Raw genomic sequence first — 24,575 nt, 5'->3', positions numbered from 1 at the left:
GGCCTATTGGCCTCGCTTTTGAATATCGACTGCTTTTGATTAAGCGTCGACTTTGTTCAGGTGAACATCCATTTGTGGGAATGGAATCTCGATACCATTTTCATCCAATGCTTCTTTAATACCTTGCATTGCATCAAAGTATACGCCCCAGTAATCTGCAGTTTTCACCCATGGACGAACCACAAAGTTAACTGAAGAGTCTGCTAACGTAAGTACACCAATTGTGATATCTGGGTCTTTCAAGATACGTGGATCTTTCTCTAGCGTCTCACGAATCACTTTCTTCGTTAGTTTAAGGTCTGCTTTGTATGAAACACCAATCACTAGGTCGACACGTCGTGTCGCATGGCGAGAGTAGTTAGTAATGGCACCGCCGATAACTGAAGAGTTAGGCACAACAACCATTTTGTTGTCTGGTGTTTTTAGAACTGTTTGGAAGATTTGAATTGCTTCAACACTACCCGCTACACCACCGATTTCTACGTAGTCGCCTGATTTGAATGGACGGAACGCAACAATAAGTACGCCTGCTGCAAAGTTTGATAGTGAACCTTGTAGTGCAAGACCAACAGCAAGACCTGCCGCACCAATCACAGCAACAACAGAAGCGGTTTGAACTCCTAATCGACCAAGAGCCGCGATTAGCACGATTACAAATAGCAAGTAACGAACAAGACCGTGAATAAATTCAACGACGGCCTTATCCATGTTTTTCTTTTCTAGTACTTTAGAAACACTACCAGCGACTGCCTTAACGATAAGATTACCGATAAACAGAATAAGCACCGCAGAGATAATGTTCACACCGTACTGAACCAGTAGATCTGAATTGTTTGTCAGCCAAGTTTCAGCCTGAGTTAGACCATCCGTTAAAGTGGTATCGATACCCACCGATTCACCTGCCATAATTCTTATCCTCAAAAATAAAGAGATATAAATCCAATTGCCGTTAATTTATGAACCTTGTTTTTTAAAGGCTCTTTTCTAAAACAACATCCCTATTGCTCCACTGAACAGTGTCAGATTTTTGGCACAATATCCCAACTCTGACTTTTTTCAAAGTCAGAGTTTCGCAAAGATATGCAAAACAAGACTTTATCAGAGCTTTCTGACACTGACTTGTTACAGGTTACGCAATGCACTCTGATTTCGCCACTCTTAAGACTGATATTCCCATGTTTTCTTTAAAAAAAACGTTAAAGGTGAGATATCTCACTAGCAAATACAACCTAACGCATAAAAATATCGGGAGAAAGCAGAGGGGAAGAAAATGATAGATATAAAAAAAACCCGCTCAAAGAGCGGGTTTTTAAGTAACTTAATCAGTAACGATTATAGTACGTCAACTGCGTTAAGGTCAGCAAATGCTTGCTCTAGACGAGTAACCATTGAAGCTTGGCCTGCACGTAGCCATACGCGTGGATCGTAGTACTTCTTGTTTGGTGCATCTTCACCAGTTGGGTTACCGATCTGACCTTGTAGGTAATCGTGGTTTTCAGCTTCGAACTTACGGATACCATCCCAAGTAGCCCACTGTGTATCAGTATCGATGTTCATTTTGATTACACCGTAGCCGATAGATTCACGGATTTCTTCTAGAGAAGAACCTGAACCACCGTGGAATACGAAGTTTAGAGAGTTCGCTGGAAGACCGAATTTCTCAGAAACGTGCGCTTGAGAATCACGTAGGATAGTTGGAGTTAGTACAACGTTACCTGGCTTGTATACGCCGTGTACGTTACCGAAAGATGCTGCGATAGTGAAACGGTGGCTGATTGCGCTTAGTTTCTCGTATGCGTATGCAACGTCTTCTGGAGAAGTGTATAGCTCAGACGCATCCATATCAGAGTTGTCAACGCCGTCTTCTTCACCACCAGTACAACCTAGTTCGATTTCTAGAGTCATGTTCATTTTAGCCATGCGCTCTAGGTACTTAGCAGAAATTTCGATGTTCTCTTCTAGAGACTCTTCAGAAAGGTCGATCATGTGAGAAGAGAATAGTGGCTTACCAGTTTGCGCGAAGTACTCTTCACCAGCGTCTAGTAGACCGTCGATCCAAGGAAGTAGTTTCTTAGCTGCGTGGTCAGTGTGTAGGATTACTGGAACACCGTAAGCTTCAGCTACAGCGTGAACGTATTTCGCACCAGCAACAGCACCTAGGATTTGAGCTTCTTGACCTTCAAGTTTTAGACCTTTACCAGCAAAGAAAGCAGCGCCACCGTTAGAGAACTGAACGATAACTGGAGCTTTAACTTTTGCAGCTGCTTCAAGTACTGCGTTTACAGAGTCAGTACCCACACAGTTTACTGCTGGAAGTGCAAAGCTGTTTTCTTTTGCAACTTCAAATACTTTCTGAACGTCATCGCCAGAGATAACACCTGGTTTTACGAAGTCGAAGATCTTAGACATGGATGTAATCCTATTTATCTGTCGTTTTTAAACAAAACTTGTTAAGTTGAAAATCTTGCAAACGTTTGCTCACAACTGAGGCTATTCTAGCAGAGTTCCTCACACGTTGCAGCAAACAAGAAAGCGGGAGAATCACTCCCCCGCTTTGCTTTAATTACTTAGCGCGTGCTTCTAGCATTTCTACTGCTGGAAGAACTTTACCTTCTACGAACTCAAGGAAAGCGCCGCCGCCAGTAGAGATGTAAGATACATCCGCTTTGATACCGAACTTGTCGATAGCCGCTAGCGTGTCACCACCGCCTGCAACAGAGAAGCCTTCAGAAGCTGCGATAGCTTCAGAGATACCTTTAGTACCTGCTTCGAAGTTCTTGAATTCGAATACGCCTACTGGACCGTTCCATAGGATAGTCTTAGCGTTTTTAAGGATTTCAGCTAGTTCAGCAGTTGAATCTGGACCAAGGTCGAAGATCATGTCGTCGTCTTGTACTTCAGAAACGTGCTTGATTTCAGCTTCTGCGTTCTCGTCGAATGCTTTCGCACATGCAACGTCAGTTGCTACTGGAATTGCACACTCGTCCATTAGCTTCTTAGCTGTTTCAACTAGGTCTGCTTCGTATAGAGACTTACCAACGTTGTGGCCAGCAGCTGCGATGAATGTGTTAGCAATACCACCACCAACAACTAGTTGGTCAGCGATTTTAGATAGAGACTCAAGAACAGTTAGCTTAGTAGAAACTTTTGAACCACCTACGATAGCAACCATTGGACGAGCAGGCTTGTCCATTGCTTTACCTAGAGCTTCTAGTTCGTTCGCTAGTAGAGGACCAGCACATGCTACGTCTGCGTGCATACCAACACCGTGAGTAGATGCTTGTGCACGGTGAGCTGTACCGAATGCGTCCATTACGAATACGTCACATAGTGCTGCGTATTTCTTAGATAGCTCTTCGTCGTTTTTCTTTTCGCCTTTGTTGAAGCGAACGTTTTCAAGAACAACAAGTTCACCCGCATTTAGCTCTAGCCCATCTAGGTAGTCTTTTGCTAGCTTCACTTCGCAATCTAGTGCGTCGTTTAGGTAGTTAACAACTGGTTGTAGAGAGAACTCTTCAGCGTATTCACCTTCAGTTGGGCGACCTAGGTGAGACGTAACCATTACTTTAGCGCCTGCTTCTAGGCAGTGCTTAATAGTTGGAAGAGATGCGATGATACGTGCATCCGAAGTTACTTTACCGTCTTTTACTGGCACGTTTAGGTCAGCACGGATAAATACACGTTTACCTGCAAGATCCAGGTCAGTCATCTTGATTACAGACATGATGTGTCCTCTCAAATATTTAATAATTAAAGTTTTTGAAAACTCGGCAACCCTGCCAAGCCTGTTAATTCTTCAAACTGGTTATAGATATGGAGATATTATGGATTTATTTCAAGGCTAGAAATAAAAATTCTCCATCACTTCTTCGTCATTACTGTTCCACTTGCGAAGAAGCTTGCATTGCTAAGGCAGTATCCAGCATCCGGTTAGCAAAGCCCCATTCGTTGTCGCACCAAACGAGCATTTTTACGAGTTGCCCGTTACTCACTCTAGTCTGGCTTCCATCCACAATCGCACTATGGGGGTCGTGGTTAAAGTCGATGGAAACGAGTGGCGATTCAGTATAGTCAACAATGTTACGTAATGTACACTGAGATGCGTTAACAATGGTTTGATTTACGTCATTAACTTTCACATTTGTACTAATTGTGACACTTAAATCCATTGCAGTGACGTTAACCGTTGGAACACGAACAGAAATTGCTTCGAATTTGTTGGAAAATTTCGGGAAGATTCTTTCAATCCCCTTATGCAACTTAGTGTCCACCGGAATAATAGATTGGCTTGCAGCGCGGGTACGGCGTAAGTCGTTATGATACGCATCGATTACTTGTTGATCGTTCATGGACGAATGAATTGTCGTAATGGTGCCAGACTCTATGCCGAAGGCTTCGTCTAATACTTTAATGATGGGAACGATACAGTTGGTGGTGCAAGAGCCATTGGAGACAACACGGTGCTTGTCTTTCAGAGTTTCGTGGTTCACGCCATAGATAATCGTATTATCTAGGTCGTTTGCGCCCGGGTGCGAAAACAGTACTTTCTTCGCGCCAGCTTCTATATGCGCTAGCCCATCCGCTTGCGAACCAAATACGCCAGTGCAATCCAAGACGATATCAACTTCTAAATCACGCCAAGGAAGTAATTCGATTTCGGAGAGATGGAGAATGCGAATGGAATCATATTCACCGCTGTCATGATGAACATGCAAATGTTCTTGGTCATGGGAAATTTTTTTACCAAAGCGACCATGACTGGTGTCATATTGCAGTAGGTGTGCCATCGCCTCTGGCTGTGCTAGTTCGTTTACCGCCACAACCTTGATCTGCTGGTGTTTTCCGCTTTCATACACCGCTCGCAGAACATTACGACCTATACGTCCAAATCCATTGATCGCAACCTTTAGCATTTATCCTTCGCCCTACCAAAAATTTCGTGTCACAGATACTACCTGATCAGGCTGACAAACGCACCTGTTGAATCAAAGTAAAGCAGGATTAAAAAAGGTCGAGACTATGCTCGACCTTATTACAACGATAGATAATTAAAATGCGACGTCTAAACCTAACCAGTAGCGACGACCATCTTCAATATATCCATATTCTTCGTAACTGATTTCCTCGTCCAGCAAGTTATAGATAGCGCCTTTAATACGAGTATTGTCGGTTAACTGGTATGTTACACCGGCGTCCACAAAGGTATAAGCTGGTTCTACAATACTGTTTCTTGATGGGCCAGTAACCGGATCCATTTCTTTACCTCGGTACGTGACTTTCGCCCAGCTCTCTAGATCTGTTGTCGTTTGCCAAGTCACATCCACATTAAACAGATGCTTTGGTAACTGCTGCAGCGGCATGCCTTTGTATTCACCTGTTTTTTGCTCTGAGTCGGTAAATGTGTAGCTCGAGCTAAGGTAAATGGTTTCCGTTAACGGCGATGCTAAGGTCGCTTCAATACCTTGTGTGACGGCTTCATCCACGTTAATACGGTACGTTGGATCTGCGCCCCATTGGTTTGGACCATCAGTACAGATAGTGTCTGGACAAACAACACGTGTGATCTTGTCTTTGAATTCGTTATGGAACGCTGTCAAAGAGACATCTAAGCCAGAATCACCTTGATACAAGACGCTGATTTCTTTGTTTAGCGACGTTTCAGGGTCAAGATCTGGGTTACCGTAGATATTACCGCCACCACTGACTTGCGCCCAGCCAGGAGTAATTTCACGTAATTGTGGAGAACGGAAACCTGTTGCCACACCGCCTTTCACCGTCCAAGACGGATCAACTCGCCATACACCGTAAACACGCGGACTAAAATGCGCGCCATAGTTTTCGTCATGATCTAGACGGCCGCCAAGCGTAACGCTAAACGGATCAGCAATTCTCCATTCATCTTCAATGAAAACAGCCCACTGCGTATTCGATGTTTCAGTCTTCGATGACGCTTTGTTGGAGGTGAAATCCTCAAGCTCTGCATGAGTAGCGTCCACACCCGTCGTCAACGTATGGTTTCCAATACCAGTCACCAAGCTCGATTTGAACGTGGTGTTGGTGATCGTCATCTCACGAGATTTGTTCTCGCTCTCTTCTCGCTGTAAGTAAGTATCTGAAATTCCCACCGAATCCCAATCACCGTTGTGGCTTACCGTTACGTAATTACGACGATATTCATTCAGTGAATCTTCACACCCACCACGACACCCTGTGGTCGGCACTGAAAGGCCCACATTGCCACGACGACTTTGTGCCGACGTGCCACCTTCTAATTGTACCGAGTGGCGCTCATTAATCTGGTAAGTCAGTTTTGAAGAGATACTCTGCATATCTTTATCTTCATAACCGTATTCGATGTCATCTTCTTCTCTGGTTGTGTACTGACCATATACTTGGAGAGATAAATTTTCAGCCAACGGACCATTAACGAAAAAGTTCGCGCTCTGCTCTCCACCTGAGCGGCTATTCTCTTGTAGTACCGTGCCCAGTTGAACATTACCCGTCCACTCTAACGCATCTTTTCGTGTGATGACGTTAATCACGCCACCAATCGCATCAGAACCGTAAAGCGTCGACATTGGGCCGCGAATAACTTCGATTCGCTCAATCGCTTGAAGAGGAGGTAACCAACCTTGTTCGATACCAGGACCGTCACTATTTGGACGAGTTTCACGCGTGCTTTGACGTTTACCATCGACCAGTATCAAAGTGTATTTAGAACCCATACCACGGATACTAATGTCGGTGGTATCACCACCACCTGTCACGACAACACCTGGCACACTTTTTAGTGCATCAGTCACATCGCGGTAATAACGAGAGTCCAACTCCTCACGTGAAATCACACTAATACTTGCAGGCGCGTCCGCTTGAGATTGCTCGTAGCTTGATGCAGTTACAACCACTGTTTCCATTTTAGAAACTGCATCATTGGCAAAAACATGAGGGACACTGACGAAGGCTAAAATACCAGTTGCGGTAATAACTGGCAGTCTAAGAGTAGACATCTACATCTCCATAATTGATAATGATTATTATTTTCGAAAGTGAATTATTCACAAATAGAATGAGATGTATAGTGAGAGTTATGGAACGGTTCTTTCCATTTATGGAACTCGTACATAACGCAGTAAGGAGTAAAAGAAATATGCACGACTTAGCATCAATTAGAGCCTTTGATGCGCTCAATCAGCATAAAAGTTTGACAGCCGCTGCTAAAGCCCTTAATCAGCCAAAATCAACGCTAAGTCGTCGCTTGGCACAATTAGAAGAAGACTTCGGTCAGGCTCTAACCGCCAGACAAGGTAATCGATTAGTTCTGACAAGAGCTGGAGAGATCTTTGCCCACTACAGCCGCCAGATTCTTGAGTTAAGCGAAGAGAGTTATGATGCACTGCAAGGTTTAACGAACCAAGTTTCAGGGCCACTGCATATTGTTTGTCACACTGCCTTAGTTAGAAGCTGGCTCGGCGGCGTACTCAATCGTTTTCTTGCTGATAATCCCGATGTTAGAGTTCAACTTACCAGTGACTTTTCTGAGGCGCATCATGACCCAGATTTGTTCATCTGGCTCGGTGAACGTAAAGAGCTAGACTGGCGAAAAGAAGTGCTGGGGGTATTTCGCTATACGCCTTTTGCCTCTCCAAATTATCTAAAACAACATGGGCCTATACCGCACCCCAAAGAACTTGAAGCACATCCATGGATCGATTTTGGTTCAGTGCAAGAAAATGGATTGATGCTAGCACACCCTCAACACGGTGAGTTCTTTTTAGAACCCTTTGTTAGTCGGTTATACAGCGACAACATAGCAATGCAAATAGACAGTATCGCGAATGGTCATGGTATTGGACTGCTGCCGACTTGGACAGCATGCGGCTATGAGAAACATCACCCAGGGCGAATCACACCTTGCTTAGAAGGTTGGCTTTCTGAGCCTATTTCCATTAACTGCTATACACCAGCAGGACGACCACCACTGCGCTTATCCGTACTTTTAGACTGCATTCACCAAAGCATTCCACAAGGTTGGAAAACCTGACAAAAATAAAAAGGCCATCATAATGATGGCCTTTCTAACTTTAGCGTTTAACAATCGTCGTTTACGTTCGACTGTTTAGACGGTCCTGCAATTACGCTAGCAATTCTTTTGCTGTGTTCACTACGTTTTCAGTCGTGAAGCCAAACATCTCGAATAGCTGACCAGCAGGTGCAGATTCACCGAATGTTGTCATACCGATGATGCGACCGTCGAAGCCAACGTACTTGTACCAGAAATCAGCAATGCCCGCTTCAATAGCGATACGTGCCGTTACGTCTGATGGCAGTACAGCTTCACGGTAAGCGGCGTCTTGTTTGTCGAATGCATCTGTTGATGGCATTGAAACAACGCGTACTTTCTTGCCTTCAGCAGTTAGCTGTGCTGCTGCTTCTACTGCTAGTTCAACTTCAGAACCTGTTGCGATAAGGATTAGCTCAGGCTTGCCTTCGCAATCTTTCAGAATGTAAGCACCTTTCGCGATGTCTGCTACTTGTTCTGCTGTACGCTCTTGTTGCGCAAGGTTTTGACGAGAGAAGATAAGTGCTGTCGGTGCATCTTTACGTTCAATCGCTAGTTTCCATGCAACTGCAGACTCAACTTGGTCACATGGGCGCCATGTGCTCATGTTTGGAGTTACACGTAGAGACGCCATTTGCTCAACAGGTTGGTGAGTTGGGCCATCTTCGCCAAGACCGATCGAATCATGCGTGTAAACTTGGATGTTCTGAATTTTCATCAGCGCAGCCATACGCATTGCGTTACGAGCGTATTCCATGAACATTAGGAATGTTGCGCCGTAAGGAACGAAACCACCGTGCAATGCGATACCGTTGATGATAGCAGTCATACCGAATTCGCGTACACCGTAGTGGATGTAGTTGCCAGAGAAGTCCTCCGTTTCTAGAGACTTAGAACCAGACCACATGGTCAGGTTAGAAGGCGCTAGGTCAGCAGAACCACCCATAAACTCAGGAAGCATTTGACCAAACGCTTCTAGTGCATTTTGCGATGCTTTACGTGATGCAATGTTCGCTGGGTTTGCTTGAAGTTCAGCAATGATTTGGTTCGCTTTTTCTTCCCACTGTGCAGGAAGTTCGCCGTTTAGACGACGTTTAAGCTCTGCCGCTTCTGCAGGGTAAGCTGCAGCGTATGCTTCGAATTTTTCATTCCAAGCTGCTTCTTTCGCGGCGCCCGCTTCTTTTGCATCCCACTCAGCGTAAACATCTGCCGGGATCTCAAATGGGCCGTACTCCCAACCTAGGTATTCGCGAGCCGCTTGGATTTCATCGTGACCTAGTGGTGCACCGTGACAGTCGTGCGAACCAGACTTGTTAGGAGAACCGAAACCGATAATTGTTTTGGTACAGATAAGCGTAGGACGTGGGTCCGCTTTTGCTGCTTCAATTGCTGCGTTGATCGCGTCTGAGTCGTGACCATCGACTGCTGGGATTACATGCCAGCCGTACGCTTCAAAACGCTTAGGTGTATCGTCAGAGAACCAGCCTTCAACGTGACCGTCGATAGAAATGCCGTTGTCATCCCAGAACGCGATCAGTTTGCCTAGACCTAACGTCCCAGCAAGAGAGCATGCTTCATGCGAGATGCCTTCCATTAGACAGCCGTCACCCATGAACACATACGTAAAGTGGTCAACGATATCGTGACCTTCTTTGTTGAACTGTGCCGCTAGTGCTTTCTCTGCGATCGCCATACCAACAGCGTTAGTGATGCCTTGACCTAGAGGACCAGTTGTTGTCTCGATACCAGGCGCGTAGCCGTACTCTGGGTGACCTGGGGTTTTTGAGTGCAATTGACGGAAGTTTTTCAGATCGTCAATAGATAGCTCGTAACCGCTTAAGTGCAGTAGAGAGTAAATAAGCATTGACCCATGACCGTTTGACAGCACAAAGCGATCGCGGTCGGCCCACTCTGGGTTTGAAGGGTTATGGTTTAGGTGAGAGCGCCAAAGAACTTCAGCGATATCAGCCATACCCATTGGTGCGCCTGGGTGGCCTGAGTTAGCTTGTTGAACACCATCCATGCTTAGAGCACGAATTGCATTGGCAAGATGTTTACGAGACGACATGTCTGCTCCTGAGTACATTAAGCGAAACGAAAAGTAGGTCATAATTCTCTCAAAGCCCTGTTGGGTGTGCAAACGTTTTCCAGTCCAAAACCTCACAAATATTGCACCTTTCGCGCCAAATCGTTCGAAGTTCTTAAAATTATCAATAAATCAGGCAAACGTTTGGTTATAACAAAAACCAAAAAAGAGCTTGTAATTCGAGCAATCAAATTTAGAATAGACGTCTAGATGTAGATACACCTACAAAAATTAGTATTAATTTGCGCTGGAGAGTTTATCATTCCCCAGTTTTAAACCAGATATAGTGGAGCTAACATGGCTAAGCACCTGTTTACTTCTGAGTCAGTATCAGAAGGTCATCCAGATAAAATTGCAGACCAGATTTCTGATGCGGTTCTTGACGCGATTCTAGAGCAAGATCCAAAGGCTCGTGTTGCATGTGAGACTTACGTTAAAACCGGTATGGTAATGGTGGGTGGTGAAATCACGACTTCAGCATGGGTAGACATCGAAGAGTTAACTCGTGAAACCGTTCGTGAAATCGGCTACGTACATTCAGATATGGGCTTTGACGCAGATTCTTGTGCGGTACTAAACACAATCGGTAAACAGTCGCCAGATATCAACCAAGGTGTTGATAAAGCTGACCCTAAAGAACAAGGTGCAGGCGACCAAGGCATCATGTTTGGTTACGCTTGTAACGAAACTGAAGTACTAATGCCAGCGCCAATTACTTACTCTCACCGTCTTGTTCAAAAGCAAGCAGAAGTTCGTAAAAACGGCACACTACCTTGGTTGCGTCCTGATGCAAAATCTCAGGTAACATTCCAATACGATCAAGGTAACATCGTTGGTATCGACGCGGTTGTTCTTTCAACTCAACACTGTGACTCAATCTCAACTTCAGACCTGCGTGAAGCGGTAATGGAAGAGATCATTAAGCCAGTGCTACCTTCTGAGTGGATCAACAAAGAAACAAACTTCTTCATTAATCCAACCGGTCGCTTCGTAATCGGTGGTCCTATGGGTGACTGTGGTCTAACTGGTCGTAAGATCATCGTAGATACCTACGGCGGCGCAGCTCGTCACGGTGGCGGTGCGTTTTCTGGTAAAGATCCATCAAAAGTTGACCGTAGTGCAGCATACGCAGCACGCTACGTAGCGAAAAACATCGTAGCCGCAGGCATGGCTGACCGTTGTGAGATCCAACTTTCTTACGCAATCGGTGTTGCTGATCCAACGTCTATCATGGTGGAAACGTTCGGTACTGAGAAAGTATCTCACGACATCATCATTGAAGCGGTTCGTCAATTCTTCGACCTACGTCCATACGGTCTACAAGAAATGCTTAACCTTCTTCAACCTATCTACAAGAAGACAGCGGCTTACGGTCACTTCGGTCGTGAAGAATTCCCGTGGGAAGCGACAGACAAAGCTGCACTTCTACGCGATTTCGCTGGCATCAAATAATCAAGCCAAGCAAGAATCAATCAAGCCCTCGCCTATGGTGGGGGCTTTTTATTTTCAGCAACTTTTATCTAGCCATTTCGGCTCATACCGCCCTGCCCCACAAAGCAGTCCTGTTTCTCCCTCATTTTTATACCGAATAAATTTTAAGCAATTATTTGTAAATTATCCCATCTCCGCCAATAGTTAAAATATTGTTAACTCCAATTTAAATAGAGACGTCGGATGCTGGCGACTGTGGAAGCAACACTTAAGTAAAGACATGAGTCAGGCATCTTTATGGCCGATACCAAACTAAGCCAATGCTCAGATGTAAACTTGAAAAAGTCGCTTCAAGTTTGACTGAACAAAAACCGCTGTCAGTTGGTATAAGCGGATAATGTGGGAATAAATCAAGGAGGAGTTATGCCTCGAACTGTTAATCCATCGGACTTCCACAACAAGCGAAAGGAAGTGCCAGACAACGAATACGCCAGAACCATACCGTGCAATACGGTCAATCTTTCTGCACCTTTTCATTGGCTAGCATTAGGTCTGCATGATTTCGTGCGAATGCCACTTATTAGTGCTTTCTATGGCATCTGTTTTATGGCAGCTGCGATAGGCATTGTTTTGCTCGTACAGTGGCAAGGCACACACTTGGTCGTCATGCCCAGTTTGATTGTTTACATGTTAATCGGTCCGTTTCTCGCGCTCGGCTTGTATGATGCCAGTTGGGAGAGAGAGCGCGGACACAAAGCAAGCTTGCTCCATTCAATGAAAGCGATCGGTCGTAACTCAACATCTCAATGGGCGTTCGCCGTGTTACTCGCAGTGTGTATGATATTTTGGATGCGCATTGCCGCTCTACTTCATGCGCTCTACCCTTCTGTTCAAGGGGCACCTTTAAGTGAGTTCCTACCCTTCCTTGTCATCGGCTCTTTAGTTGGCTTTGTTTTGGCTTGTGTGGTGTTTAGCATTTCAGCCTTTTCTATTCCGCTCATGATGGAGCGTCGCGTAGACATGATGACCGCTGTATTTACCAGCTTTAATGCAGTGAAATCCAACATTCCAGCAATGATTGTTTGGGCAGCGATCATCTGTGGCGGTATTCTTATCGGCTTTGCGACCTACGGGATCGGAATGTTGTTTACCATGCCAATTCTAGGCTACGGTACATGGCACGCTTACCATGCCACCATCAAGAAAAAACACACACCATAATTAACTGATGCTATGATCTGGCCCTCGCAAATGCGGGGGCTTTTTTATTTGATTTATCGAGGTGAATTGTGGATATAGAACTCAGCTATAAAGCCAAGCAAGTGATGGCGGGCTGTATCGCGATGGCGGAACAAGCTTTCAAACGTTCTTTCCCGATTCCAACAATCACCTTCGACGTCCGTGGGAAAGCGGCAGGAAAAGCCTACCTTCAATTAAATCAAGTACGCCTAAACCCTGTTTTATTTCGCGAAAACACCCAAGCATTCTTAGATGAAGTCATTCCTCATGAAGTAGCACACCTGATTACTTATCAGGTTTACGGGCGAGTTAGGCCTCACGGTAAAGAATGGAAAGGCGTCATGGAAGCCGTATTTAACGTACCAGCCAAAACCACTCACAGCTTTGAAGTAAAATCCGTTCAAGGTAAAACCTTTGAGTATCGTTGTGGTTGTATGACCTACCCTCTATCGATTCGCCGTCATAATAAAGTGCTGCGCAAAGAGGCGACGTACTCTTGTCAAAAATGCCGCCAACCACTTAACTTCACCGGTATTCAGTTATCGTAGCCCTTACCTCATAGTGTTACTTGCGTTCCCAAAATAAAGATCGAGTTGATCAAAACCTTCCCTTCGCCACTTATTGTTAACTTACTCATCACTAAAGCTATTTTATGCGTGTTATCATGAATAAAGTCATACTTTATAAAGACTTTTATCATGAAATACTTATTCTCTCTGTTGCTTATCGCGCTTTCTAGCACTGCGATTGCCGCGCCACCGAGCTCATTCTCTGCAGCCAAACGTGAGGCGGTCAAAATTTATCAAGACCACCCAACAAGCTTCTACTGTGGCTGTAACATTCAATGGCAAGGCAAGAAAGGCTCACCCGATTTAGCCTCTTGCGGTTACCAAGTCCGTAAACAAGAAAAACGGGCTGCACGAATCGAATGGGAGCACGTTGTTCCTGCGTGGCAATTTGGCCACCAGCGTCAATGCTGGCAAGATGGCGGACGTAAAAACTGTAAGAAAAAAGACAAAACTTTTCGTTTGATGGAAGCAGACTTGCACAACCTAACTCCTGCTATTGGTGAAGTAAACGGTGACCGTTCGAACTACAACTTCAGCCAATGGAACGGTATGGATGGCGTGAGTTATGGTCGCTGTGAGATGCAAGTGAACTTTAAGCAGCGTAAAGTCATGCCACCAGACCGTGCGCGTGGCTCAATTGCTCGTACCTATCTATACATGAGCAAAGAGTACGGTTTCAAACTGTCGAAGCAGCAAACGCAATTAATGAGTGCTTGGAACAAAACCTATCCTGTCGATAAATGGGAATGTGAGCGTGACGAGCGCATTGCAAAAGTACAGGGCAATCACAACCCATTTGTTCAAGAAGCCTGCCGCGCACTGTAACCTCCGACCTCGAAGCGTTCCAATTACTGATATTGAAACGCTTCTTGCCCCTTGTTTTTTCGGTGCAAAGCATCCATGTTAGGGTTTAAGTTTATTCTCTTGCTGGAAATCTCATGCGTACCCCTCGAATTTATCATCCAGAAACCATTCATCAACTTGGCTCACTTGCTTTAAGTGACGACGCAGCAGGCCATATCGGTCGTGTTTTGCGCATGAAAGAAGGCCAAGACGTTCTCCTTTTTGACGACAGTGGCGCAGAGTTCCCAGCGGTTATCAGTGAAGTCAGCAAGAAATCAGTTTTGGTTAACATCACCGAGCGTGTAGAAAGCAGTATTGAATCCCCTTTAGATCTGCACCTTGGTCAAGTCATTTCACGTGGCGATAAGATGGAGTTCACCATCCAAAAGTCTGTTGAACTTGGCGTCAATACCATCACTCCTCTGATTTCTGAACGTTGTGGCGTCAAGCTTGACCAAAAGCGTTTTGAGAAAAAACTCGCGCAATGGCAGAAAATCGCCATCAGTGCCTGTGAGCAATGTGGGCGTAATGTCGTGCCCGAAATTCGTCCAATTATGAGCTTGGAAGAGTGGTGTAAAGAAGAGTACGATGGTTTAAAGCTTAACCTTCACCCTCGTGCTAAATACTCAATCAACACTTTGCCAACCCCGGTTGAAAAAGTGCGCCTACTGATCGGTCCTGAAGGCGGTTTATCGTCTGAAGAGATCGAGATGACTCGAGAATACCAATTTGAAGAAACGCTACTCGGCCCTCGCGTTCTGCGTACCGAAACAGCGGCTCTGACAGCAATTACAGCCTTACAAGTTCGTTTCGGCGATCTTGGTTAAAACGGAGAAAAATAATGATCAAACTCGGTATCGTAATGGACCCAATCTCGTCCATTAACATCAAAAAAGACTCTAGCTTTGCCATGATGCTTGAAGCGCAACGACGCGGCTATGAAATCCACTACATGGAAATGAATGATCTGCATCTCGATCAAGGCGTTGCCATTGCAGATACTAAAGTGGTAGAACTAAAAGAAGATCCAAACGGTTGGTACGAGTTCAAATCAGAGCAAACTATCGAACTGTCTGAGCTAGACGCGGTGCTAATGCGTAAAGATCCTCCGTTTGATACTGAATACATCTACGCGACTTACATCCTTGAGCGTGCAGAAGAACAAGGTGCACTGATCGTTAACAAGCCTCAAAGCTTACGTGATTGTAACGAAAAGCTGTTTACGGCATGGTTCCCAGAGCTGACACCTACAACGATCGTGACGCGAAAAGCAGAGAAAATTAAAGAATTTCGTGAAAAACATGGTGATGTCATCCTGAAACCGCTTGATGGTATGGGTGGCGCGTCCATCTTCCGTGTAAAAGAAAACGATCCAAACGTCTCTGTGATCATCGAGACATTGACTAACCACGGTCAAAACTACGCAATGGCGCAAACCTTCGTGCCAGATATCAGCAACGGTGACAAACGTATCTTAGTGGTAGATGGCGAACCTATGCCTTACTGTCTAGCACGCATTCCTGCTAAAGGCGAAACGCGCGGCAACCTAGCCGCTGGTGGTACTGGTGAAGCTCGTCCGCTAAGCGAAACCGACCTCAAAATTGCGCAAACCGTTGCTCCGACATTGAAAGAAAAAGGCCTTATCTTTGTTGGCCTTGACGTAATTGGCGACAAGCTAACAGAAATCAACGTCACCAGCCCAACCTGTATTCGCGAAATTGAAGCAGCTTTTGATATCTCAATCACAGGCAAGCTGATGGATGCGATTGAGCGTCGAGTAAAAGGCGAATAACTCAAACTGTATTACAGTTAATAGAGAGCGTAGTACATTAACTTAAGCAAACTCATGCACATACCTAGATGGTAAACTGTATGATGTTTGCTTAAGGGCATTTACGAGAGTTAAGGGTCAGTATGAGTATGAATCTCACAAATCACTTTTTGGTTGCCATGCCTGGGATGAAAGATCCGTACTTTCAAAACAGCGTGATCTACGTTTGTGAGCACAACGAAGACGGCGCTATGGGGCTGATGATCAATGCTCCTGTTGATATCACCGTCGGCAACATGCTCAAGCAGGTGGAAGTTCAGCCAGTACACCCGCGCCTATTTGAAGCCAGTCTAGATAGACCAGTCTACAATGGCGGCCCAATCTCGGAAGATCGTGGTTTTATTTTGCATAAACCCAAAGATTACTACGAGTCCAGCGTCCAAATGACCGATGACCTCGCGGTAACCACTTCGCGTGATATTCTTTCGGTGTTAGGAACAGAAGCAGAACCAAGTGATTACCTAGTGGCACTGGGCTACTCCGGTTGGAGTGCAGGCCAATTAGAAAGTGAGCTGGTCGAAAACTCTTGGCTCACCATTGAAGCGACGCCTGAAATTATCTTTAATACACCAATCAACGAGCGTTGGAAGAAAGCGGTCGAAAAGCTGGGTATCGACCCAAGTCACCTTTCAGCAGACTCTGGACATGCTTAGTCCAAATATACAGTTACATTAGATAGAGACACCTTATGTCACGCACAATTATGGCTTTTGACTTTGGAACCAAAAGCATTGGTAGCGCTATTGGCCAAGAAATTACTGGTACAGCTTCCCCATTAAAAGCCTTTAAAGCCAATGACGGTATTCCAAACTGGGACGATATCGAAAAGCAAATCAAAGAGTGGCAACCAGATTTGCTAGTGGTCGGTTTACCGACCGATCTGCATGGTAAAGACCTTGAGACCATAACCCCTCGTGCACGAAAATTTGCTAAGCGTCTGCAAGGCCGATACGGATTGCCAGTTGAACTGCATGATGAGCGTTTATCTACTGCAGAAGCTCGTGCGGAGTTGTTCAGCATGGGCGGCTACAAAGCCCTATCGAAAGGTAATGTTGACTGCCAGTCAGCAGTGGTGATTCTAGAAAGCTGGTTTGAAGCCCTTTGGGGTGAGTAAACACTTCAAGCACAATGAAAAAAGGTTGGCTCCTGCCAACCTTTTTTGTTTCTGGATTGGATTAATCCATATCGATCTTAACGTTTGCCAAACTGCCCGTAGAGAATGCTTCACCACGCTGCGTTTTCAACATCAAGCGCAGATCATTCGCCGAGTCGGCACTATGTAGTGCGTCCTCTTCGCTGATCTTACCTTGCATCACTAACTTATAAAGAGATTGATCGAACGTCAGCATACCAAACTCATTTGAGCGAGCCATGGTTGACTTCAACTCATGTAAATCTCCGCGACGAATCAAATCCGACACACGTGGGCTATTTAGCAAGATCTCAAATACACCATGACGTCCCTGCCCATTTTTATCTCGGATCAGCTGCTGACCAACCACGCCTTTTAGGTTCATCGACAAATCGAACAAGAATTGTTCTTTTTGATCTTTCGGTACCAAGTGAAGAATGCGCTCTAAAGCTTGGTTTGCATTGTTGGCGTGCAACGTTGCCATACACAGGTGACCCGTTTCGGCGAAGGTCATCGCGTATTCCATTGTTTCACGGCTACGGATCTCACCAATCAAAATCATATCTGGTGCTTGGCGCAGCGAGTTTTTAAGCGCAACTTCATAGCTTTCCGTATCTAACCCAACTTCGCGTTGAGTCACGATACAGCGCTTGTGTTCATGCACGAATTCGATCGGATCTTCGACCGTCAAAATGTGCCCGGTTTTATTGCTGTTTCGATAGCCTGTCATCGCCGCCATGGTGGTCGATTTACCCGATCCAGTAGCACCGACCACCAGCACCAAACCACGCTTAGCTATCGCCAAATCTTGCAACACTAACGGTAACTTTAACTGCTCAAAAGTAGGAATATTGGTTTCAATACGACGAATCACTGCGCCTGGTAACTCGCGTTGAAAAAAGGCACTCACACGGAAGCGACCACAATCTCTCACAATGGCAAAATTCGACTCGCGACTTTTACGAAATTCCTGACGCCGATCTGGTTCCATAGCGCTATCGAGTAATGCAGCCACATCACTCTCGGTGAGTTTTTCCCCTTGCGGACGCAATTCGCCATCCACACGAAATAGAATTGGCGCTCCAACCGTGATGTAAAGATCCGACGCTTTCAGCGCCAGCATGCCTTCGAGAAATTTATCTAGATCCATCTTCCGTATTCACCATTATCTGTATGAACGTTACGAGAATTGCTGCACTTCTAATCCGATCTTACTATCGACCTCTTCACGAGCAACCATGCCTTGCGCCATTAACTGACGAGCATTTTGCTCCATGGTTTGCATGCCGTGAGCCGCACCTGTTTGAATGATCGAATACATCTGCGCGACTTTGTCTTCGCGGATCAAGTTGCGAATCGCAGGCGTTGCCATCATAATTTCATGGCATGCAATACGGCCACCACCATTACGCTTCAGAAGCTTTTGCGCGATAACCGAACGAAGGGACTCAGATAGCATCGAGCGAACCATATCTTTATCACTACCAGGAAACACATCGATAATACGGTCAATGGTTTTTGCCGCCGAGCTGGTGTGCAACGTCCCGAAAACTAAGTGACCCGTTTCTGCCGCCGTTAAGGCAAGGCTGATGGTTTCTTTGTCACGCATCTCACCAACCAGAATAACGTCTGGGTCTTCGCGCAATGCGCTGCGCAGTGCGTTTTGGAAACTATGGGTGTCACGGTGAACTTCACGCTGGTTAATCAAACATTTATTGTTGTTGTGAACAAATTCAATCGGATCTTCAATTGTGAGTACGTGCTTGTTGTGATTACGGTTAATGTAGTCAACAATGGCTGCTAAGGTCGTCGATTTACCTGAACCTGTTGGGCCAGTGACCAGAACTAAGCCTTTTTCAGCGTTCGCAATTTTTTTGAAGATCTCTGGCGCTTCTAGCTCTTCCAGAGTTGGAATGCTACTTGGAATGGTACGGAATACTGCCGCACAACCGCGAGATTGGTTGAAAGCGTTGACACGGAAACGGCCAACGTTATGCAACTCAAAAGAGAAATCGACTTCGAGTTTTTCTTCGAACTCACTGCGCTGGGCATCGTTCATGATTTCGAAAACCAAACGATGCACTTCTTGGTGTGTAAACGCTGGAATGCCTAGTTTTCTTACATCCCCATCAATACGAACCATTGGTGGGACACCTGCAGAAAGATGTAGATCCGAGGCATTATGTTTTACACTAAAATCCAGTAACTCAGTGATATCCATTTAAAATCCTTAAGTCTAAAGTACAGCTATGAGTAGTATTCAACAAAATATTGAACATATCACCTCTCAAATTCGATATGACGAGCAAAAATGTGGTCGAACTCCAGAGTCAGTGCAACTTCTAGCGGTAAGCAAAACTAAACCTGTCGAGGCAATTCTCGAAGCCTACCAAGCGGGACAAACCGCCTTTGGTGAAAACTACGTTCAAGAGGGCGTCAGTAAAGTTCAGCACTTTGCCGAGCATTATCCAGATAATCGAATCGAATGGCACTTCATTGGCCCGATTCAATCGAATAAATCGCGACTTGTTGCTGAACATTTCGATTGGGTTCACACCATCGATCGAACCAAGATTGCGCAACGCCTGAATGATCAGCGGCCAAGCGAACTTAAACCGCTACAAGTTCTGATTCAGGTTAACACCAGTGGTGAGACATCTAAATCTGGTGTCACTGAAGCGGAAGTATTCGATCTTGCGGAGTTGATTTCTCGCCTACCCAACCTCACTTTAAGAGGGTTGATGTCGATTCCTGCCAACGTGTCTGACTACGAATCACAACTTCATGAGTTTCAGAAGTTGGCCACATTGAAGCAAACACTCGAAGCTCAGTTCCCAGAAATCGATACATTATCAATGGGAATGAGTGGTGATATGACCGCTGCAATCGAAGCTGGTAGTACAATGGTTCGTATTGGAACCGCTATTTTCGGCGCACGAGACTACAGCTAAATCAACAAAACGCTCACTCGCGACATAAGTTATGTCGTCAATCGTTAGAGCGTAAATGCGCAATCATCTTACTCGCCAATAGGAGCAGTAAGTAACAGCGGCGCTATTATACACCTGAGCGCACAACAAATTCTAAATATCATGATGGAAATCAGACAAATGGAACATAAAAAAATCGCCTTCATTGGTGCTGGCAACATGGTGAGAGCCATTGTTTCCGGCTTGGTTGCTAACGGATACCCAGTGCAAAACATTACCGCGACGGCTCCTTCAGAGGCTCGCCGCCTTCTGCTAGAACAAGATTTTGGCATCCGTACCACTAGCGATAACATCCAAGCTGCGACCAAGGCGGATGTGGTGGTATTGTCTGTAAAACCGCAAATGATGGCTGATGTCTGTAAACCACTGCAATCGATCGATTTCACTAATAAACTGGTGATTTCTATTGCCGCAGGCATCAACTGTTCACGATTGGATGATATGCTAGCCACCAAATTGAACTTGGTTCGTGTGATGCCAAATACGCCATCACAGCTTGGGTTGGGTATGAGTGGGTTGTTCGCACCAACTCATGTAACCGAGCACGACAAAGCTTTTGCCGCAGAGTTAATGGAAGCGGTCGGTAAAGTATGCTGGGTTGAGCAAGAGTCTGGCATCAATAATGTGATTGCCGTAGCGGGCAGTGCTCCAGCATACTTCTTCCTGTTTATGGAAGCGATGCAAGCAGAAGCGATTGCGCAAGGCTTTGATAAAGAGACCGCTCGACTATTGGTTCAGCAAGCGGCACTGGGCGCGGCCAGTATGGTGGTTAGCAACCCAGAAACTGAGCTATCGACCCTGCGTGAGAACGTAACATCGAAAGGTGGGACAACGGCAGAAGCACTGCGTACATTCAACGAACATCAACTTTCAGATATTGTCGCTAAAGCCATGCAAGCTGCTGTGGCTCGCGCGGAAGAAATGGAAAAACTGTTTTAATTATTTGGATGAACTCCGTTTAGTATCATCCATCACTTGTTAAGGGTACCTTATGAATTCAATGAGTTTTCTCATCTCAACCCTATTTGACCTGTACATCATGGTCGTAATTTTGCGAATTTGGTTGCAAGCTGCGCGCGCAGACTTCTACAACCCATTCTCGCAATTCATAGTAAAAGCGACTCAGCCGGTCATTGGTCCATTGCGCCGCGTTATCCCTTCCGTGGGGAATATTGACCTAGCAACCGTGTTGTTTGCCTACGTGTTGTGTGTGCTTAAATTTGTCGTGCTTATCCTAATAGCTTCGAACGGTTCCGTCTCTTTCAGCGCTGACTTCTTATTCTTGGGCTTATTATCATTAATCAAAGCCGCAGGTGGCCTATTGTTCTGGGTACTATTGATCCGTGCAATTTTGAGCTGGGTAAGCCAAGGCCGCAGCCCTATCGAGTACGTATTCCATCAACTGACCGAGCCAATGTGCGCTCCAATCCGTCGTATTCTTCCGGCTATTGGTGGTCTTGATTTAAGCGTACTGGTGTTATTTATCGGCTTGCAGTTCGCGAACTTCTTAATGGGCGATATCATTGGTCCAATTTGGTTCCAGCTATAATGTCAGCTGCAGTTTGGCAAGATGGTGAGGACATCATCCTGAAGCTCTATATTCAACCTAAAGCTAGCCGCGATAAAATCGTTGGCTTGCATGGTGAAGAGCTAAAAATCGCCATTACTGCTCCACCTGTCGATGGCAAAGCTAATGCACACCTAACTAAGTTCTTAGCCAAGCAGTTTAAAATCGCTAAGGGCTTGGTTCACATAGAAAAAGGTGAATTAGGACGGCACAAACAAATTCGGATAGAATCGCCTACCCAGATACCGACAGAAATTAAAGCCATCATATGATGGCTTTTTATTTACGATTTTGTACCACACTTACTAATACCAACGACTGAGTACGCATTTTTTACCCCCTGACCAAGGTAAAATTGCAGCTATGGTTGTTTTATAACAAGTGCTTTGAGGAAGTAACAATGAGCAAATGGATTACCGCATTACTGATTAGCCTGTTGTCGTTACCAAGCTTCGCCGATCAGTTTAAAAATATGAAAGATATCGAAGTACACTATGTCGCGTTTAACTCAACATTCCTATCACCCAAAGTCGCACGTAGCTACGATATCAAACGTAATGGATACCTCGCTGTGGTTAATATTAGCGTGTTAGATAGAGCTTCATTGGGTAAGCCAGCATTAGAAGCAAAAATTGCTGGACGCGCGAAGAACCTTATCGGCCAAACTCAGACCTTGACCTTTCGTGAAGTCAAAGAAGGCAATGCGATATACTATTTAGCCGAACTGCCAATTACCCACGAAGAAACTTTTACTTTCGATATTGACGTAAAAGCTGGAAACAAAGGCTCAGGTAAGCTTAAATTCACCCAGAAGTTTTATGTTGAAGAGTAATTGGGTTGTGATGTTCCAAAAGCTTTTGGATCTAAGCAGGCTAAAAACCACTTATTAGTTAAAGAATATCTAGAGGAGAACGATTTGTTCTCCTCTATCACTATTAAAAGAGATTCCCATGAAAAAAATTGTGCTAGCAACTGGTAACCAAGGCAAAGTTCGTGAAATGGCAGATTTGTTGTCTGACTTCGGCTTTGAAGTATTAGCGCAAAGTGAATTCAATGTATCGGAAGTAGCTGAAACGGGTACAACTTTCATTGAAAACGCAATCATTAAAGCTCGCCATGCCGCACAAGAAACAGGGCTTCCTGCCATTGCAGACGACTCTGGATTAGAAGTCGATTTCTTAAAAGGCGCTCCGGGCATTTACTCTGCACGTTACGCAGGCGAGAGCGCATCTGATCAAGAGAATCTAGAAAAATTGCTAGCGGCAATGGAAGGCGTACCAGAAGCAGAGCGTACAGCACGTTTCCACTGCGTATTAGTCCTCATGCGTCACGAGAACGACCCAACGCCTATCGTCTGTCACGGTAAATGGGAAGGCCGAATTCTAACTGAAGCACACGGTGAAAATGGCTTTGGCTACGACCCAATCTTCTTTGTTCCTGAAGACAACTGTGCATCAGCCGAACTTGAACCTGCACGTAAGAAACAACTGTCTCACCGCGGTAAAGCGCTCCAGTCGTTGTTTGCTCAACTGTCTGAGCAAGTGTCTCAGTAATCACGAGCGAATTAGACCATGTTAACGCCCCCAGCACTCAGCTTGTATGTACACATCCCGTGGTGTGTGCAAAAGTGCCCGTATTGCGACTTTAACTCTCACGCGCTCAAAACCGAGATTCCAGAAGAAGAGTACATCAGTGCCCTTTTAGAAGATTTGGATACCGACATTGAGAAATACCGACTTAACGAAGCGCCACGTCCACTGCATTCAATCTTCATTGGTGGTGGTACGCCGAGTTTGATTTCGGCAGAAGGCATCGAGCGTCTACTTAAGGGCATTGAAGCGCGTATTCCGTTCAAGCCTGAAATCGAAATAACCATGGAAGCGAACCCAGGCACCATCGAAGCAGAGCGTTTTGTTGGCTACCGTAAAGCCGGGGTAACGCGTATCTCTATCGGCGTGCAAAGCTTTGAGCAACAAAAGCTTGAGCGTTTGGGGCGTATTCACGGCCAAGACGAAGCCGTCAACGCTGCTCAGCTGGCGCACCAAATCGGTTTGAACAGCTTTAACCTCGATCTCATGCACGGCTTACCTGATCAAAGCATCGAACAAGCCTTGGCAGATTTGGACAAAGCAATTGAGTTGGCACCGCCGCACTTGTCTTGGTATCAGCTGACCATCGAACCAAACACCATGTTCTACTACAAGCCACCAACGCTACCTGACGATGATGACTTGTGGGATATTTTCGAGCTCGGACACCAAAAACTTGCAGCCGCGGGTTATGTGCAATATGAAATCTCCGGTTACAGCAAGCCGGGCTATCAGTGTCAGCACAACCTCAACTACTGGCGCTTTGGTGATTACCTTGGTATCGGTTGTGGCTCTCATGGCAAACTCAGTTTTACCGACGGACGTATTATTCGAACGACAAAGGTAAAACACCCGCGAGGCTATTTAGCGGCTTATCAAAATATGGTCAAACCTTATCTGCATACAGAACATGTCGTCGCGGATGAAGATCGTCCATTCGAGTTTTTTATGAACCGATTCCGCTTAATCGAAGCCTGTCCGAAGCAAGATTATGTGGACACCACGGGCTTACCGCTTAGTACGATTCAAGAAACCATCGACTGGGCGATAGAAATGGGCTACCTGAGTGAAACGGCTACCCATTGGCAAATTACTGAAAAAGGGAAGCTCTTCCTTAATGATTTGCTCGAAGCCTTTATGGCCGAAGAAAGCGAAGAGTAACGCAACCCCAAAACAAAAAAAGCCTCTCAATTGAGAGGCTTTTTATTTAGAAACTGTGCCGTCCTAAATAAGGTTGAC

24 protein-coding genes are annotated in these 24,575 nt (G+C 45.4%); 16 read left to right on the top strand and 8 right to left on the bottom strand.

Annotated features, from left to right (window positions below):
- Window positions 1-39 precede the first annotated feature (39 nt).
- The 5 genes from mscS to J4N43_RS02460 all read right to left on the bottom strand — a co-directional run bounded on the left by mscS (window position 40) and on the right by J4N43_RS02460 (window position 7,007).
- A complete protein-coding gene (gene mscS, locus J4N43_RS02480; protein ID WP_005384548.1) occupies window positions 40-906 on the bottom strand; it encodes a small-conductance mechanosensitive channel MscS in 867 nt (288 codons plus the stop codon).
- Window positions 907-1,332: 426 nt separating this feature from the next.
- Window positions 1,333-2,409, bottom strand: coding sequence for a class II fructose-bisphosphate aldolase (gene fbaA, locus J4N43_RS02475; protein ID WP_005380996.1), 1,077 nt, complete (start codon window positions 2,407-2,409; stop codon window positions 1,333-1,335).
- 154 nt (window positions 2,410-2,563) lie between these two features.
- A complete protein-coding gene (locus tag J4N43_RS02470) occupies window positions 2,564-3,724 on the bottom strand; it encodes a phosphoglycerate kinase (protein WP_005384547.1) in 1,161 nt (386 codons plus the stop codon).
- Window positions 3,725-3,875: 151 nt separating this feature from the next.
- Window positions 3,876-4,913 carry an erythrose-4-phosphate dehydrogenase gene (gene epd / locus J4N43_RS02465; protein ID WP_158159777.1) on the bottom strand — a complete coding sequence of 346 codons (1,038 nt, stop codon included), beginning with the start codon at window positions 4,911-4,913 and terminating at the stop codon, window positions 3,876-3,878.
- Between the two features lie 135 nt (window positions 4,914-5,048).
- Window positions 5,049-7,007 (bottom strand): ligand-gated channel protein, encoded by a 1,959-nt coding sequence (locus tag J4N43_RS02460; protein ID WP_065274858.1) that lies wholly within the window; start codon window positions 7,005-7,007, stop codon window positions 5,049-5,051.
- A gap of 140 nt (window positions 7,008-7,147) precedes the next feature.
- Between J4N43_RS02460 and J4N43_RS02455 the strand changes: the two genes are divergently transcribed.
- Window positions 7,148-8,041 carry a LysR family transcriptional regulator gene (locus J4N43_RS02455; protein ID WP_017633561.1) on the top strand — a complete coding sequence of 298 codons (894 nt, stop codon included), beginning with the start codon at window positions 7,148-7,150 and terminating at the stop codon, window positions 8,039-8,041.
- 91 nt (window positions 8,042-8,132) lie between these two features.
- On the opposite strand, the gene tkt is transcribed toward J4N43_RS02455, so the two are convergent.
- Window positions 8,133-10,127: a transketolase gene (gene tkt / locus J4N43_RS02450; RefSeq protein ID WP_158159778.1), complete on the bottom strand. Its 1,995-nt coding sequence runs from the start codon at window positions 10,125-10,127 to the stop codon at window positions 8,133-8,135.
- A gap of 315 nt (window positions 10,128-10,442) precedes the next feature.
- On the opposite strand from tkt, the gene metK reads away from it, so the two are divergent.
- From metK to ruvX, 8 genes are all read left to right on the top strand, one after another.
- Entirely contained in the window at window positions 10,443-11,597 is a 1,155-nt protein-coding gene (gene metK, locus J4N43_RS02445) for a methionine adenosyltransferase (RefSeq protein ID WP_005381027.1), read from the top strand.
- A gap of 402 nt (window positions 11,598-11,999) precedes the next feature.
- Window positions 12,000-12,797: a DUF2189 domain-containing protein gene (locus J4N43_RS02440; RefSeq protein WP_042521290.1), complete on the top strand. Its 798-nt coding sequence runs from the start codon at window positions 12,000-12,002 to the stop codon at window positions 12,795-12,797.
- A 68-nt stretch (window positions 12,798-12,865) separates the two neighbouring features.
- The gene (locus J4N43_RS02435; protein ID WP_005381025.1) at window positions 12,866-13,363 is read left to right on the top strand and encodes a SprT family zinc-dependent metalloprotease; all 498 of its coding nucleotides are present in this window, start codon (window positions 12,866-12,868) and stop codon (window positions 13,361-13,363) included.
- A gap of 150 nt (window positions 13,364-13,513) precedes the next feature.
- Window positions 13,514-14,209 (top strand): deoxyribonuclease I, encoded by a 696-nt coding sequence (gene endA, locus J4N43_RS02430; RefSeq protein WP_017635582.1) that lies wholly within the window; start codon window positions 13,514-13,516, stop codon window positions 14,207-14,209.
- Window positions 14,210-14,322: 113 nt separating this feature from the next.
- Window positions 14,323-15,054, top strand: coding sequence for a 16S rRNA (uracil(1498)-N(3))-methyltransferase (gene rsmE / locus J4N43_RS02425; RefSeq protein ID WP_053350809.1), 732 nt, complete (start codon window positions 14,323-14,325; stop codon window positions 15,052-15,054).
- A gap of 14 nt (window positions 15,055-15,068) precedes the next feature.
- Window positions 15,069-16,019, top strand: a complete 951-nt coding sequence (gene gshB / locus J4N43_RS02420; protein ID WP_005381021.1) for a glutathione synthase — start codon at window positions 15,069-15,071, stop codon at window positions 16,017-16,019.
- A gap of 128 nt (window positions 16,020-16,147) precedes the next feature.
- Complete coding sequence (locus J4N43_RS02415) at window positions 16,148-16,711, top strand: YqgE/AlgH family protein (protein WP_005381020.1); 564 nt, start codon at window positions 16,148-16,150, stop codon at window positions 16,709-16,711.
- A gap of 35 nt (window positions 16,712-16,746) precedes the next feature.
- A complete protein-coding gene (gene ruvX / locus J4N43_RS02410; protein WP_005381017.1) occupies window positions 16,747-17,172 on the top strand; it encodes a Holliday junction resolvase RuvX in 426 nt (141 codons plus the stop codon).
- 61 nt (window positions 17,173-17,233) lie between these two features.
- Here the strand turns inward: ruvX and J4N43_RS02405 are convergent, their stop codons facing one another.
- Both J4N43_RS02405 and J4N43_RS02400 read right to left on the bottom strand, forming a co-directional pair.
- Window positions 17,234-18,340 (bottom strand): PilT/PilU family type 4a pilus ATPase, encoded by a 1,107-nt coding sequence (locus J4N43_RS02405; RefSeq protein ID WP_005381016.1) that lies wholly within the window; start codon window positions 18,338-18,340, stop codon window positions 17,234-17,236.
- A 30-nt stretch (window positions 18,341-18,370) separates the two neighbouring features.
- Complete coding sequence (locus tag J4N43_RS02400) at window positions 18,371-19,411, bottom strand: type IV pilus twitching motility protein PilT (RefSeq protein WP_005381015.1); 1,041 nt, start codon at window positions 19,409-19,411, stop codon at window positions 18,371-18,373.
- 28 nt (window positions 19,412-19,439) lie between these two features.
- Between J4N43_RS02400 and J4N43_RS02395 the strand changes: the two genes are divergently transcribed.
- From J4N43_RS02395 to hemW, 7 genes are all read left to right on the top strand, one after another.
- Window positions 19,440-20,141, top strand: coding sequence for a YggS family pyridoxal phosphate-dependent enzyme (locus J4N43_RS02395; RefSeq protein ID WP_062730830.1), 702 nt, complete (start codon window positions 19,440-19,442; stop codon window positions 20,139-20,141).
- A gap of 159 nt (window positions 20,142-20,300) precedes the next feature.
- Complete coding sequence (gene proC / locus J4N43_RS02390) at window positions 20,301-21,119, top strand: pyrroline-5-carboxylate reductase (RefSeq protein ID WP_062730829.1); 819 nt, start codon at window positions 20,301-20,303, stop codon at window positions 21,117-21,119.
- A 52-nt stretch (window positions 21,120-21,171) separates the two neighbouring features.
- Window positions 21,172-21,729, top strand: a complete 558-nt coding sequence (locus J4N43_RS02385) for a YggT family protein (RefSeq protein WP_005381012.1) — start codon at window positions 21,172-21,174, stop codon at window positions 21,727-21,729.
- On the top strand, window positions 21,729-22,019 hold the full coding sequence (gene yggU, locus J4N43_RS02380) for a DUF167 family protein YggU (RefSeq protein WP_005381011.1): 291 nt from the start codon (window positions 21,729-21,731) through the stop codon (window positions 22,017-22,019). Before J4N43_RS02385 ends, yggU begins: the two co-directional genes overlap by 1 nt.
- A 128-nt stretch (window positions 22,020-22,147) precedes the next feature.
- Entirely contained in the window at window positions 22,148-22,579 is a 432-nt protein-coding gene (locus J4N43_RS02375) for a DUF4426 domain-containing protein (protein WP_053350811.1), read from the top strand.
- 118 nt (window positions 22,580-22,697) lie between these two features.
- Window positions 22,698-23,300 (top strand): XTP/dITP diphosphatase, encoded by a 603-nt coding sequence (locus tag J4N43_RS02370; protein ID WP_006743095.1) that lies wholly within the window; start codon window positions 22,698-22,700, stop codon window positions 23,298-23,300.
- Window positions 23,301-23,318: 18 nt separating this feature from the next.
- Window positions 23,319-24,497, top strand: coding sequence for a radical SAM family heme chaperone HemW (hemW, locus tag J4N43_RS02365; RefSeq protein ID WP_042521300.1), 1,179 nt, complete (start codon window positions 23,319-23,321; stop codon window positions 24,495-24,497).
- Window positions 24,498-24,575: the final 78 nt, after the last annotated feature.

Origin of the sequence: Vibrio sp. SCSIO 43009, assembly GCF_023716525.1 — a bacterium.
GTDB classification, from domain to species: Bacteria; Pseudomonadota; Gammaproteobacteria; order Enterobacterales; family Vibrionaceae; genus Vibrio; species Vibrio alginolyticus.
The sequence above is the reverse complement of the archived record's forward strand: the minus strand, read 5'-3'. Positions and strand labels throughout refer to the sequence as shown.